The organism is Martinezella multihospitum (genome assembly GCF_900094585.1).
Lineage (GTDB): Bacteria > Pseudomonadota > Alphaproteobacteria > Rhizobiales > Rhizobiaceae > Rhizobium > Rhizobium multihospitium.
The window spans coordinates 28,507-41,900 of record NZ_FMAG01000005.1 but is presented as its reverse complement, the minus strand read 5'-3'; the positions used below and the strand labels follow the sequence as shown (position 1 = coordinate 41,900).

At 60.8% G+C, this 13,394-nt stretch carries 10 protein-coding genes; 4 read left to right on the top strand and 6 right to left on the bottom strand.

Features of this window, described 5'->3' with window-relative positions; translation table 11 throughout:
• Window positions 1-38 precede the first annotated feature (38 nt).
• The gene (gene polA / locus GA0061103_RS20670; protein ID WP_092714516.1) at window positions 39-3,041 is read right to left on the bottom strand and encodes a DNA polymerase I; all 3,003 of its coding nucleotides are present in this window, start codon (window positions 3,039-3,041) and stop codon (window positions 39-41) included.
• Window positions 3,042-3,479: 438 nt separating this feature from the next.
• Between polA and GA0061103_RS20665 the strand changes: the two genes are divergently transcribed.
• Window positions 3,480-3,896: a MarR family winged helix-turn-helix transcriptional regulator gene (locus GA0061103_RS20665; protein WP_092714514.1), complete on the top strand. Its 417-nt coding sequence runs from the start codon at window positions 3,480-3,482 to the stop codon at window positions 3,894-3,896.
• 13 nt (window positions 3,897-3,909) lie between these two features.
• On the opposite strand, the gene GA0061103_RS20660 is transcribed toward GA0061103_RS20665, so the two are convergent.
• Together GA0061103_RS20660 and GA0061103_RS20655 are read right to left on the bottom strand one after the other, a co-directional pair.
• Window positions 3,910-4,146, bottom strand: coding sequence for a transposase (locus GA0061103_RS20660; protein WP_092714512.1), 237 nt, complete (start codon window positions 4,144-4,146; stop codon window positions 3,910-3,912).
• Window positions 4,147-4,214: 68 nt separating this feature from the next.
• A complete protein-coding gene (locus tag GA0061103_RS20655) occupies window positions 4,215-4,886 on the bottom strand; it encodes a glutathione S-transferase family protein (RefSeq protein WP_092714510.1) in 672 nt (223 codons plus the stop codon).
• A gap of 152 nt (window positions 4,887-5,038) precedes the next feature.
• Between GA0061103_RS20655 and GA0061103_RS20650 the strand changes: the two genes are divergently transcribed.
• The gene (locus GA0061103_RS20650; RefSeq protein WP_113346030.1) at window positions 5,039-5,950 is read left to right on the top strand and encodes a LysR family transcriptional regulator; all 912 of its coding nucleotides are present in this window, start codon (window positions 5,039-5,041) and stop codon (window positions 5,948-5,950) included.
• A 127-nt stretch (window positions 5,951-6,077) separates the two neighbouring features.
• Here GA0061103_RS20650 and GA0061103_RS20645 read toward each other — a convergent pair whose 3' ends face one another.
• On the bottom strand, window positions 6,078-8,420 hold the full coding sequence (locus GA0061103_RS20645; RefSeq protein WP_092714506.1) for a bifunctional diguanylate cyclase/phosphodiesterase: 2,343 nt from the start codon (window positions 8,418-8,420) through the stop codon (window positions 6,078-6,080).
• A 199-nt stretch (window positions 8,421-8,619) separates the two neighbouring features.
• Between GA0061103_RS20645 and GA0061103_RS20640 the strand changes: the two genes are divergently transcribed.
• On the top strand, window positions 8,620-10,008 hold the full coding sequence (locus GA0061103_RS20640) for a M20/M25/M40 family metallo-hydrolase (protein ID WP_092714504.1): 1,389 nt from the start codon (window positions 8,620-8,622) through the stop codon (window positions 10,006-10,008).
• Window positions 10,009-10,137: 129 nt separating this feature from the next.
• The gene (locus GA0061103_RS20635) at window positions 10,138-11,070 is read left to right on the top strand and encodes a nucleoside hydrolase (protein WP_092714502.1); all 933 of its coding nucleotides are present in this window, start codon (window positions 10,138-10,140) and stop codon (window positions 11,068-11,070) included.
• A gap of 25 nt (window positions 11,071-11,095) precedes the next feature.
• On the opposite strand, the gene GA0061103_RS20630 is transcribed toward GA0061103_RS20635, so the two are convergent.
• The gene (locus GA0061103_RS20630) at window positions 11,096-12,073 is read right to left on the bottom strand and encodes an alpha/beta hydrolase (protein ID WP_245304834.1); all 978 of its coding nucleotides are present in this window, start codon (window positions 12,071-12,073) and stop codon (window positions 11,096-11,098) included.
• A gap of 84 nt (window positions 12,074-12,157) precedes the next feature.
• Window positions 12,158-13,327, bottom strand: coding sequence for a M20 aminoacylase family protein (locus GA0061103_RS20625; protein WP_092714498.1), 1,170 nt, complete (start codon window positions 13,325-13,327; stop codon window positions 12,158-12,160).
• Between the last annotated feature and the right edge of the window lie 67 nt (window positions 13,328-13,394).

Genomic DNA, 13,394 nt, shown 5'->3' with positions numbered 1-13,394 from the left:
GCCCCTTCGATAAGCTCAGGAGGTCGGGATTGAGAGCCTCAGTGGGCCTCATCCCAATTGTTTGCGGCGCGGGCATCGACCTTCAGCGGCACGGCCATATCGACCGCCGGCATGGCGGCATTTTCCATGACCGAGACGATGATCGGCGTCGTGCGTTCGACATCGGCATCCTCGACTTCGAAGATCAGTTCGTCGTGCACCTGCAGCAGCATGCGCACGCGATCACCGAGCCCGGCTGAAGCCAGCGCCGGCTCCATCTTGATCATGGCGCGGCGAATGACGTCTGCCGCAGACCCTTGGATCGGAGCGTTGATCGAGGCGCGCTCGTTGAAGGCACGGACGGAGGGGTTGGAGGAGCGGATTTCCGGGAAATGGATGCGGCGGCCGAAAATCGTCTCGACATAACCCTTGTCGCGCGCGGCCTGCTTGGCACCGTCCATGTAGTCCCGGATGCCGGGGAAGCGCTCGAAATACTTCTTGATGTAATCGCCGGCTTCCGAACGTTCGATCGACAGCTGGTTGGCAAGACCGAAAGCTGAGATGCCGTAGATGATGCCGAAGTTGATCGCCTTGGCGCGGCGGCGAACTTCGCTCGGCATGCCCTCGACCGGAACGCCGAACATTTCCGACGCCGTCATCGCGTGAATGTCGATGCCGTCTTCGAAAGCCTGCTTGAGCTGCGGGATATTGGCGACATGCGCCAGCACGCGCAGTTCGATCTGGCTGTAGTCGGCGGAAACCAGCTTGTGACCGGGCGTCGAGATGAAGGCCGTGCGGATCTTGCGGCCTTCCGCCGTGCGCACCGGAATATTCTGCAGGTTCGGCTCGGAGGACGACAGACGCCCCGTGGTAGTCGAGGCCAGCGAATAGGATGTGTGCACGCGCTTCGTCTCGGGATGGACGTAGCCCGGCAGAGCATCGGTATAGGTCGATTTCAGCTTGGTGAGCTGGCGCCAGTCGACGATCTTGCGCGGCAGTTCGAAGCCGGCCGCCGCCAGATCCTCCAGCACCTGTGCCGAGGTCGACCATTGCCCGGTCTTCGTCTTGCTGCCGCCGGCCAGTCCCATCTTGCCGAAGAGGATGTCGCCAAGCTGCTTCGGAGAGCCGATGTTGAAGCGCTCGCCGGCGAGCGTATAGATCTCGTCCTCGAGAGCGGCGGCACCCTGCGCCAGCTCGCCCGAAAGGCGCGACAGGATCTGCCGGTCGATGGTGATGCCACGCTCTTCCATATGCGCAAGCACCGGCACGAGAGGCCGCTCCAACCGCTCGTAGACGGCCGAAAGTTTTTCTGCTGCAAGTCGTGGTTTCAGCACCAGCCACAGGCGCAGCGTCACATCGGCATCCTCGGCGGCATAGGCGGTGGCGCGGTCGATATCGACGAGATCGAAGGTGACATTGGATTTGCCGCTGCCGGCAACGTCCTTGTAGGCGATCGGCTTGTGGCCGAGCCAGCGCTCGGAGAGGCTGTCCATGCCATGCGTGGCGTTGGAGCCGCCATCGAGCACATAGGAGAGCAGCATCGTGTCATCGAACGCCTTGGTCTCGATGCCGTAGCGCTTCATCAGCAGATAGTCGTATTTGAGGTTCTGCGCGATCTTCAGGATGGAGGTATCCTCCAAAAGGTCCTTCAACCTCGCAAGAGCATCGCGCAGCGGAATCTGATTATCGGCCAGGCCGCCGCCGAGCAGATCGCCTACACCGGTCTTGTGGGCAAGCGGGACATAGGCGGCACGGATGGAGCTGCCCGTGGGATCATTGCGGTTATCAGCGACCGCCAGCGAGAAACCGACGATTTCGGCCTGCATGACATCGAGCGACGTCGTTTCGGTATCGAAGGCGACGATGCCGGTCTCGCGCGCATCCGCGATCCATTGATCGAGGGTGGCAATATCGCGAATGGTCACATATTTTGAATGATCGATCGGAGCAGTGGCGAAGCTTGCCGCCCTTGCGTTGGCAAGTGCGGCCGGTTCCGTAAGCCCCTCGACGGCCAGGCGCGGCTTTACCGCCGGTGCCGGAACGGAGGCTCCCTCGGCCGTAACCTCGCTGCCTGCAACAAGCTCGGCATTTTCGCCGGCGTCGAGATCGGGGCCGTGCGCACTCTCAGCCAGTTCGACTTTGACGACGGCGGGCTCGATCGCCGCGGGATCGCAATCGCAGGCATCCGCAACGCGGCGCGTCAGCGAGGTGAATTCCATCGCCTTCAGGAAGCCGATCAGCTTCGGGCCGTTCTGCGGCTCCAGCACCAGCGCATCGAGATCAAGCTCCAGCGGCACATCGGTCCTGAGCGTCACCAGCTGGCGGGATATGCGAGCAAGCTCGGCATTGGCGATGATGTTTTCGCGGCGCTTCTGCTGCTTGATTTCGTCGGCGCGGGCAAGCAGCGTGTCGAGGTCGCCGAATTCTTCCAGCAGTTGCGCCGCGGTCTTCGGGCCGATGCCGGGTATGCCCGGCACGTTGTCGACCGAATCGCCGGTCATGGCCTGCAGATCGATCATCTTTTCCGGTGGCACGCCCCATTTCTCGATGACATCAGGAATGCCGATCTGCTTGTCCTTCATGCTGTCATACATGTGGACCATTGGCGTGACGAGCTGCATCAGGTCCTTGTCGGACGAGATGATGGTCACATCGGAGCCGGCTGCCTCCGCCTGTCGGGCATAGGTGGCGATGATGTCGTCGGCCTCGAAGCCGTCGGTCTCGATACAAGGCAGATTGAAGGCACGGGTCGCTTCGCGGATCAGCCCGAATTGCGGGATCAGCTCCTCCGGCGGTGCCGCGCGGTTTGCCTTGTATTCCGGGAAAATCTCCTTGCGGAAGGTCTTCGAGGAATAGTCGAAGATGACGGCGAAATGCGTCGGCGTCACCCCGACCGAGGTATCTCGCGCCGAGGTCAAAAGCTTCCACAGCATGTTGCAGAAACCGGAGACGGCGCCGACGGGCAATCCATCGGACTTGCGCGTCAGCGGCGGCAGGGCGTGAAAGGCCCGGAATATGAAACCGGAGCCGTCGACGAGGAAGAGATGATCACCTTTTTTCATGGAAGCATGGATAGCGTGGCGCACTTCCAACGTCCATATAAACTTCAGTTTTACAGTGTTGTGAGACGGCCAAATCTCTCACCGAAACGTTACTAACTTTTAATCAATCTAATCTGCGCATTCCCTTGAAAAACCACATTCGAAACCTCAAATCATACTCACCGGCGATTGATACGCCGCGGGTCTGACAACCGGCCTGTCCCCCGCCATGTCAGACTTGGACAAAGGCCTATCCCCTCTCCGGGCCTTTGTCCCCCTTTCATGAGCCGCCATGGCGTCCCCTCCAGGCCATGGCGGCTTTTTCATGCCGAAAAATGCAACCTATGAAGGTGAAAAAATAGACTGAAGTTGCTGATTTCAGAGGGTCTCTACCCAAATAATTGCTGATTGTCTTGACCTTGAATTATCGGCATATTTGCAATCATGGGATTTAATCGGATGGACTCCGCCGCCTACCTTGCCAGTCAGATGGCAAAGGGATTCGCTCGCTCGCTACAACAACGCGCGGCGAAGCTCGGCTTTTCCCCCGGTCAGTTTCCGATCCTGCTGGAACTGTGGTCCGAGGATGGGCTCACGCAGAAACAGCTGCTCGAGAGGGTCGATATCGAACAGGCGACGATGGCCAATACGCTGTCGCGCATGGAACGGGACGGATTGGTGGAGCGCCGCCCGCATCCTTCGGACAAGCGGGCGCAACTGGTCTTCCTGACGAACAAGGCCGCAGCCATGCAGGCGGAAGCGATCGAGGCCGCCATGGCCGCGGACACGGATCTCCTCAAAGACTTTCGTCAGTTCGAGCGCGAACTGCTGCTGGAATATATCCGGCGCGTGCTGGAGAATGCCAAGCAGCTCTAGGGCTAAGACTCATTCAGAGCCAGAAGGCCAAGGCGGTGGCGAGTGCCACGCTTGAGCGGAAGTTGGCGGCGAGCTTGCCATAGCGGGTAGCGACACGGCCGAAGTCCTTGAGGCTGCGGAAGGCGTTCTCGATGAGATGTCGAGCACGGAAGCCCTGCTTATCCCAGCGATGATTCGCTTGCGGTTGTGCCGGAATGACCGGGACGGCGCCGGCATCGCGAGCCAGGCAACGCAGCCGATCAGCATACAAGATCGTCGCGATTGCGGCCAGCGCGCATCATCTTCACACGCGCGCCGGCCAGACAGGAGGGGCAGAAACTATAGTTTCACGCCGACGCTCGCCAGGAAGCTTTCCATACGGTTGTCAACCTCAGCCTTCGTCTCCGCCCACGCTGGGAACGACTGGAGAAGATTGTCATGCCAAGCGATAAGGTTCGGAAATTCCTTGAGCGGAAACTTTGCACGATCGACCTGGGAGAACGGAGCCGCGATATCGATATCAGCAAAGGTCAACGCGTTGCCAACCATGAATTTACGGTCTTCAAGATGCTGGTCGAGTACCTTCGCTGCAGCGCGGATCTTACTCTCAGCAAATTTGATGAGGGACTCGTCCTTCGGTACGCCCATGACCGTCTTCCCCACACGCTCATCGAAGATCGTGGTGGTGAAGGTGCGCCACTGCTCGCCAGACCAGAACATCCACTGAAGCACTTGGAAGCGTTCCTCCTGTGTGGTTCCGACCAGCGTTGAATTCGCCTTGTTGGCAAGATACAGATTGATCGCAGAAGCTTCCCAGAGAATGGTGTCTCCATCCTCCAGAACCGGCGTCAAACCGTGGGGATTGAGGCGCGATTTGAATTCGTCGGTCTGGCTCTCGCCTTTGAAGAGATCGACTTTAACGCGTTCGAGTTCAATGCCCATGATCTTCGCAGCGGTGGTCACGCGACGCAAGCTGCCCGAGCCGGGATCGCCGTAAATCTTGATTGTCATAACTGTTCCTTTCGGTTCCAGACCCGTGAACGGGCGGTCGAACGTCAATTCGCATATTCCCTTTGCGAATGACATTCATGCTTGACGAATGTCATCTATTCTCTATTGGAATTCATCGTAGTGGTGACTACGCGACGGGCGGGATACAGGTGATGGATAAGCTAGACGCGATGCGGATGTTCGTGCGCGTCGTCGAAAGCGGAAGCTTTTCGCAAGCAGCACGGGACCTGAACGTCAGCCAACCGACGGTCAGCAAGCAGCTCGCCGCACTCGAAGCGCGGCTCGGGACGCAACTCCTCGCGAGAAGTTCGCGTGCCCTTGCCGTGACGCCCGCAGGACAGGATTATTACGAAGCCACCGTCCGTATCCTTCAGGATCTCGACTTCGTCGAAGAAAGAGTTCTTGAAGGGCAGTCAGCCCCCTCGGGGCTGGTCCGCGTGACTCTTTCGCCAGCATTCGGGAGGATGTTCGTTATCCCCCGGCTAGCGGATTTCAGGAACCGTTTCCCTGACGTCGCGATCGAGATGGAAGTCTCGGGGCGGCACGTTGACCTCATCGAGGAGGGGATAGACGTCGCGATCCGTATCGGTCGGCTTTCGGATTCAGCACTCGTCGCCCGGCGCATCGGCGACATGCGGATGATAACCCTGGCCTCCGCCGGCTATTTCGCCCAATACGGCACACCGCAAACGTTAGACGAACTGCGCACCCACCAGCGTATCAGTTATGTCTACCAGGGCGATATCGTTGGGTGGGGTTTCCAAGTAGACGGCCGGCAGGTCACTGTCGACGGTGGGGGAGCTTTCCGCACGAACGACGCCGAGCATGTCCGCGGTGCGGTCCTCGCGAGCCTCGGCATCGCCCATCACGCGAGTTGGCTATTTGCGGATGTTCTGGCCTCCGGCGAGGTTGTACGAATTCTGGACCAGCATGCACCGCCGCCCTTTCCGATCAACGCTGTTACTGTTGCCGGGCGGCGCATGCCTTCCCGAGTGCGACAATTTATCGATTTCCTCGCTGCGATTTGCGCCGACGAGCCGGAATTAAGGATAGGCGACGGCTAGCCCGTCATGGAGCGGACGGCTCCGGATTGCCCTGCACAGGAGGACGCCGAACAGGCCCTTATCGTCCGCCCAGTCGATCATTGGCGCTTATCCCGCTGCGCGCAGCAGCAAGAAAGAGGCAAACGCCCTAGCCCCGCCCGACCACCTTATCCAGCGCAGCTTGGTATTGGCTGGGTCCGACGTCCGGCCTGCCGAAGAATATTCCCTGAAGCTGAGCGCAGCCTTCTTCGATGACGATGCGGCGCTGGGTTTCCGTTTCCACGCCTTCCGTCACGACGGGCATGTTCAGGCTGTGACCGAGGCCGATGATGGCACGGACGATCGAGCGCGCTGCCGGATCATGTTCGAGAGCGCCCGTGAAGCTGCGGTCAACCTTGATCTTGTCGAAGGGGAAGGCGCGCAGATTGCTGAGCGAGGAAAAGCCGGTTCCGAAATCATCCATGACAACGCGCACGCCGAGGCGGTGCAGCCGCTGCAGGGTCGCGATGACAGCCGTGCGCTCGCGCATCAGAGCCGCCTCTGTGATCTCCAGTTCAAGGCGCTGCGGATCGAGACCTGTTTTGCGCAGAATCCGCTCGATCTGGTCGTACAGGGTTGGGATCATGAATTGCAGCGGCGAGAGATTGACCGCGACATTCGCGGGCTCGCTCCAGCGCGTTGCCTCCTGGCATGCCTGCTGCAGCACCCATTCGCCGATCGCGACAATCGATCCGCTTTCCTCGGCAATGGGAATAAACGTCTCCGGATCGATCACGCCACGATCCGGATGCGCCCAGCGCAACAGCGCTTCATAGCCGCTGACGCTGTCGCTGCCGACATCATAGATCGGCTGATATTCCAAAAAGAGCTGCCGGCGGAGAATGGCCTGGCGCAGATCATTCTCAAGCTGACGGCGCGTGCGCACGGCCTTGTCCATTTCCGCATCGAAGAAACAGGCATGGCCCCGGCCCGCATGCTTGGCGCGATAGAGCGCCATATCCGCATTGGCATAAAGCTGCTCGGCGCTCGTGCCATCGCGCGGATAGATGGCGATGCCGATGCTGACGCCGACGGCCGTCGGATCCCGCGCCGTATCCATTTCCATACCGAATTCGGCCAGAATGCGCTCGGCAAGACGGGTTGCCCCCTCGGGCTGCCGGCGCTTCGGCTGGATGATGGCGAATTCGTCGCCGCCAAGCCTTGCCACCGTATCGCCATCCTCGATCGCACGCTGCAGGATGCCGGCGACCTTGCAGAGGATGCGGTCTCCTTCGGCGTGACCGAAGACGTCGTTGATCGCCTTGAAGCGGTCGAGGTCCAGGCAGAAGATCGCGACTTCGCCGCCCCTGCGGTTCACCATCTGCAGTGCCTGGCGCATGCGCTGGTCGAACAGCGAGCGATTGGGCAGATCCGTCAATATATCGTGGTGCGCCAGATGCTCGATCATCTGCTGCGCCTGGCGACGCTCGGTCAGGTCGCGCACGACAAGCACACTGCATTCGTGGCCGCGATAGGTGATGGAGCGCCGCACGGTCTCAACGGGGATCGCCTTGCCATCGCACCCCGACAGCGTCGTTTCCAGCGGAATGGCGGCTTCGGCCTGGATATCCATGTCGATGGTCAGAAAGACATCGGGCGCGACACCGATCACCTGCTGTGCCGACCAGCCGGAAATGGCGAAGAACCGCTCGTTCGCATCGATCACCCGACCGTCGCGGACGATGAGTAACCCTTCCAGCGAAGCATTGGCGAAACCCCGGAGATCGGTCAGATGACGGTCGATGAAGATGGCGCCAAGAGCGATGAGGATCAGACCCATCGCGGCAGTCATGACGATGCCGGCAAGGATGCTTCGATCCATGGCGAGGGCAGCACCCGGCATGCCCACTTCGGGCGTCAGCATGACGCCGCTCATCGCGGTGAAATGCAGGGAGCAAATCGCAAGCAAAAGAAGAAGAGCGCCAGCCATGATGCGCCTGAAGCCATGAAGACTGCGAAACACCAGGAAAGCCAGTGAGGAGAAGACGCCACCGATGGCGACTGAAGCGACGACGCGTGGTATATCGAAGGAGAGCTCTGCCGAGGCCTCGATGGCCTGCATGCCTGTGAAGTGCATGGCGGCTATTCCGAACGCCATCAGCAAGCCGCCGACCGCAAAGGAAACGCGATTATCCCATTCGAAGGCAACGGCAATGGCAAGCCATGAGCCGACGATGGCAAGAACCACCGAAAGCACAGTCAGCGAAACGCCATAGGAGATCGGGAGACTGCTCTGATAGGCGAGCATGGCGATGAAATGCGTTGCCCATATGCCGACACCGCTGGCAAACGCCGCAGCAACAATCCAATAGCGACGCTGATGCGACTGGCATTCCTGCGCACGCGAAAAAAGGAGCATGGTGGCAAGGCTGCCGATAAGGCAGATGACCGCCGCTACAACAATAAGCCTGAAGTCATGATCGTCACGAATACATGCAATCACTGAAAACATTACGCGTCTCCAGAATACGCTTCTGGATTGATGTTATTTCTAATAATCTAAAAAACTTGTAAACTACATACGCAACTAATCACATAAGGGCAGGCCTCGATCGAAAGACGCAAGCTACGGTAAATTTTCAGTTTTAATGCCTCGAAACCCGCCGGGCTTTGGTCTATCGTCCATCCAAATCTCATGTAAGGAGTCGGATATGACCGATCTATCGCCCGTTCTCGACCGCGCCGATCAGAACCTCCCTTCCAGTCTCGACAACCTCTTCGAACTGCTGCGCATCAAGTCCATCTCGACGGACCCGGACTACAAGGCGGAATGCCGCAAGGCGGCGGAATGGCTGGTCGCCTACCTGAACTCGCTCGGCTTCAAGGCTTCCGTGCGCGACACGCCCGGCCATCCGATGGTGGTCGCCCACCACGATGCCGGCAGCGCAGATGCTCCGCATGTGCTGTTCTACGGCCACTACGACGTGCAGCCGGTCGATCCGATCGAACTCTGGGAAAGCGATCCTTTCGCCCCCGCGATCAAAGACCTGGGCAATGGCCGCAAGATCCTGGTCGGCCGCGGCACTTCCGACGACAAGGGCCAGCTCATGACTTTCGTCGAAGCAGTGCGCGCCTATAAGGAAACCAGGGGCGCGCTGCCGGTGCGCATCACCATCCTCTTCGAAGGCGAAGAGGAATCCGGCTCGCCCTCGCTCAAGCCCTTCTTGGAAGCCAATGCCGCCGAGCTGAAGGCGGATTTCGCCCTTGTCTGCGATACCGGCATGTGGGATGGCGATACGCCGGCAATCTCCGCCGGCTTGCGCGGTCTTGTCGGTGAGGAAATCGTCATCACCGCAGCCGACCGCGACCTGCACTCCGGCATCTACGGCGGCGCTGCCGCCAATCCCATCCATATCCTCAGCGATATCCTCGCCGGCCTGCATGACGAGACGGGACGCATAACGCTTGCCGGCTTTTACGACGGCGTGGAGGAAACGCCCGCCAATATCAAGGCCTCCTGGGAAACGCTCGGGTTGACGGCCGAAAAATTCCTCGGTGAAATCGGCCTCGCGATCCCGTCGGGCGAAAAGGGCCGTTCGGTGATGGAACTCACCTGGGCGCGGCCGACGGCCGAAGTGAACGGGATTACGGGCGGCTATACCGGCGCCGGCTTCAAGACCGTGATCGCGGCCAAGGCATCGGCGAAGGTTTCCTTCCGCCTCGTCGGCCAGCAGAACCCGGCGGCGATCCGCGAGAGCTTCCGCACCTATGTGCGCTCGAAAATCCCCGGGGATTGCTCGGTGGAATTCCACGAGCATGGCGGCTCGCCGGCCATTCAGCTTTCCTATGATTCGCCGACCCTGACCAAGGCGAAGACGGCGCTCTCCAACGAATGGCCGAAGCCCGCCATCGTCATCGGCATGGGCGGCTCGATCCCGATCGTCGGCGATTTCCAGCGGATGCTCGGCATGGAATCGCTGCTGATCGGCTTCGGTCTCTCCGACGATCGCATCCACTCGCCGAACGAGAAATACGAACTGCGCTCCTATCACAAGGGCATCCGCTCCTGGGTCCGCGTGCTCGACGCGCTCGCCGGCTAAGCCATCTGCGGGTGCGCGTCCCTGCGCCCGCCCGCGACCATCCCCGCCGGACGGCAAGGGATGCCGTCATCCGAATCGGGAAGGCCAAGGCGGCCGTCGCGTCAATTCATACCGCCGATGAGATAAGACATGGGAATCTGGATCGATACCGATATGGGGTTCGATGACATCGCCGCCATTCTGGTGGTCGCGCATTCGGATCTTGTCATCGACGGCATTTCGCTTGTCAGCGGCAATGCGCCACTGTCTCATGTCCAAGCCAACGCCGCGAGCGCGGCTGCGGTCTTCAACTGGACGTTTCCGATCCATAGCGGCCGTGAGCTGCCGGTGCTTTGCAAACTGGAAACGGCACAGAGCATTCTTGGCCAGACCGGCATTCCCACTGCGGGCAGAAGCCTGCCGCCAGCCGATCCGCTGCCGGTAAGCGATGCCTTTGGCGCCCTCTGCAATTGGCTTTCCGACGGCAATGGGCCGAAGCGCATCCTGGCACTTGGTCCGCTCACGAACATCGCGGCGCTGGCGCTGGCACGGCCGGATCTTGCCGCCCGCATCGACGAGCTGACATGGATGGGCGGCGGCGTCACGGCGGGTAATCATACGGCGTCGGCGGAATTCAATGCCTTTGCCGATCCCGAAGCCCTCGCGATCGTGCTGGCGCATGATCTGCCTTTTCGCATGATCGATCTCGATGTCTGCCGCAAGGTGCTGGCTTGGCCTGCCGATGTCGCCCGCATCCGCGAAATCGCTGGCGAAAAGGCGCAGCTGCTGGCCGATCTCTTGGAGGGCTACGTCAACATCGCCATCAGCCGAGGCAGGCCGGCGATGGCCATCTACGACCCGACGGCGGCCGCCATTTTCGTCGAGCCGGAGGTTGCCACCCTTCGGCATGCGCGGATCGATGCGGAATTGCAGGGGCAATATACGCGCGGACGCACCGTCGTCGAAACCCGCGCCTCGCATGGGCAGTTCAATGCCCATTTTGCCGCCGAGATCGACGCGGAGAAAGCGCGCGCGATCATATTCGGCGCGATGTTGCGAGAAGCAGGCCAGTCTGCGATCTAGCCAAGCGGCCGCCCGCCACCTCCGCTTACTCTCTGCTCAAATCCGGGCGCAGACGCTGCTTCACGAACCGCGTGACCTCCTCGCTCAGCTCGCGATCCTCGGGCGCGCCCATGAAGCCGCCATGCGGCATAGCTTCGAAGATGTGCAGTTCGACGGGAATTTCGGCGCGGCGTAGAAGCCGGTGCATGCGCACGGCATTGGAGAGGAACAGATCCCGCGTGCCGCTCTGCAAAAACGTCGGCGGGAAGCCCTTGGAAAAGTCACCGAAGAGCGGCGATAGATAGGGATGAGCGAGATCCACTCCCTTCGCATAGAGCAGATTGTTCGGCATCAGCGATCCCGGCAGGACGACGTCGACAAGCCGATTGACCTGAAAGCTGTCTCCGGATTCCGTGAGGTCCAGCTCGGGTGAGAGCAAAACCAGCGCGGCGGGCAGCGGCAAACCCTCATCACGGGCGCGCAATGTCATCGCAGCGGCCAGATTGCCGCCGGCGGAGCGGCCGCCGATGATAATATTTTCCGGTCTGTATTGCGTCAGCAGATGGCGATAGACCGTTATGCAATCATCGAGCGCGGCGGGATAGGGATGTTCCGGCGGCATCCGATAATCGATGCCATAGCAGCGGATGCCGTGCTGGTCCGCGTGGCTCTGCGCCCCAACGCGGCAGGCAATTCCACCCCCCATGACCAGCGCACCGCCGTGAAGATCGATGTAGGCATGATCTTCGGAAAACGCGCCGCTCGGCGTGGCGATGTGGACGCAAGCCTCGCCGATCTGCACCGTCTCCGCAGTGGCGCGCACTTGCCCCGCCAGCCTTTCAGCTGCTGATTGGTAATAGATGTCGGCGAAGGCCTTCAGTTTCATCCAGCCATTGAAATCGCTCGTGTCGGGCATGACGTGCCGCGCGTTCAGCGGGATTCCGTCTTCACCGACAGCGCGGTGCAGAGCCGCTCGCGCCTCCGGGCTTATCGAAGTCGGAAACGGCACGGTCCGCTCCGGCATTTTCACTCCGTTGCATTTATCATTCATCGTGTTTCTCGATAGGTTTGTCGGCGCACGAATGCCGGCATCTTGATGATATCGGGATCAGCCAGGCAATTCCTGCTCGACCAGCGTCGTCCAGAAGGCGACACCCGAGGCGATCGCTTCGTCGTTGAAGTCGTAGGCGGTATTGTGATGCAGGGCGCCATCAACGGCGGGGCCATTGCCGAGCCAGACATAGCAGCCGGGCGCCTTCTGCCCGAAGAATGCAAAATCGTCGCCGGCTGTCGATGGCGGAAAGCGGGTCTGCACATTCTCGCCAAAGACCGTCCTCGCAGCCATCAGCGCCCGCGCCGTCGCGTCGGCATCGTTGACGACGGGCGGAATGCGGCGCTCGAACTGATAATCGACGGCAATGCCGTACATGGCGGCCGTCCCATGCGCCAGGCGGCCGATCTCTTCTTCGAGCTGATCGCGGACCGTGGGCGTATAGGCGCGCGCCGTGCCGCCGATCTCAACGATGTCGGGAATGACGTTCAGCGCCTTGGGATCACCCGCCTGCAGCGAGCAGGCGCTGACGACGGCCGGCTGCAGCGGATCGACGACGCGGCCAACGATGGTTTGCAGAGAAGACAGGAAGGTTGCCGCCGCCGTGATCGGGTCCTTGCCGAGATGCGGCTTGGCGCCGTGGGTGCCGGTGCCGCGGAAGGTGATACGCCAGCTGTCCGACGAGGCAAGCTGCGGTCCTTCGACAACGGCCATCTCATCGACGGCAAGGCCGGGCATGTTGTGCAGACCGTAGACGGCATCGCAGGGAAAGAGATCGAACAGGCCCTCTTCCACCATGCGCTTGGCGCCGCCCCGACCTTCCTCGGCCGGCTGGAAGATGAAATGCACCGTGCCGGAAAAGCCACGCGTAGCGGCAAGGTGACGGGCGGCGCCGAGCAGCATCGTCGTATGGCCATCATGTCCGCAGGCATGCATCTTGCCGGGAATGGTCGATTTATAAGGGCGATTGCCCTTCTCCGGCATGGCAAGCGCATCCATGTCGGCGCGAAGGCCGATGCGCCGCGTGCCGTTGCCGACCTGCAGCGTTCCGACGACACCGGTCTTGCCGAGGCCACGATGCACCGTCAGCCCCGCTTCCTCCAGCAAAGTGGCGACGACGCCGCTGGTGCGCTCCTCCTCGAAGCCGAGTTCGGGATGGGCATGAAGGTTGCGGCGAAGCGACGTGAGGAAAGGGAGATCCTGCGCGATCTCATCGGGAAAAGACATGGGAGATTCCTTCGGCATGGGGCACGGTGACGGCGTGCCTTATCTTCCCCAAAGCCCCGCCTGCTTC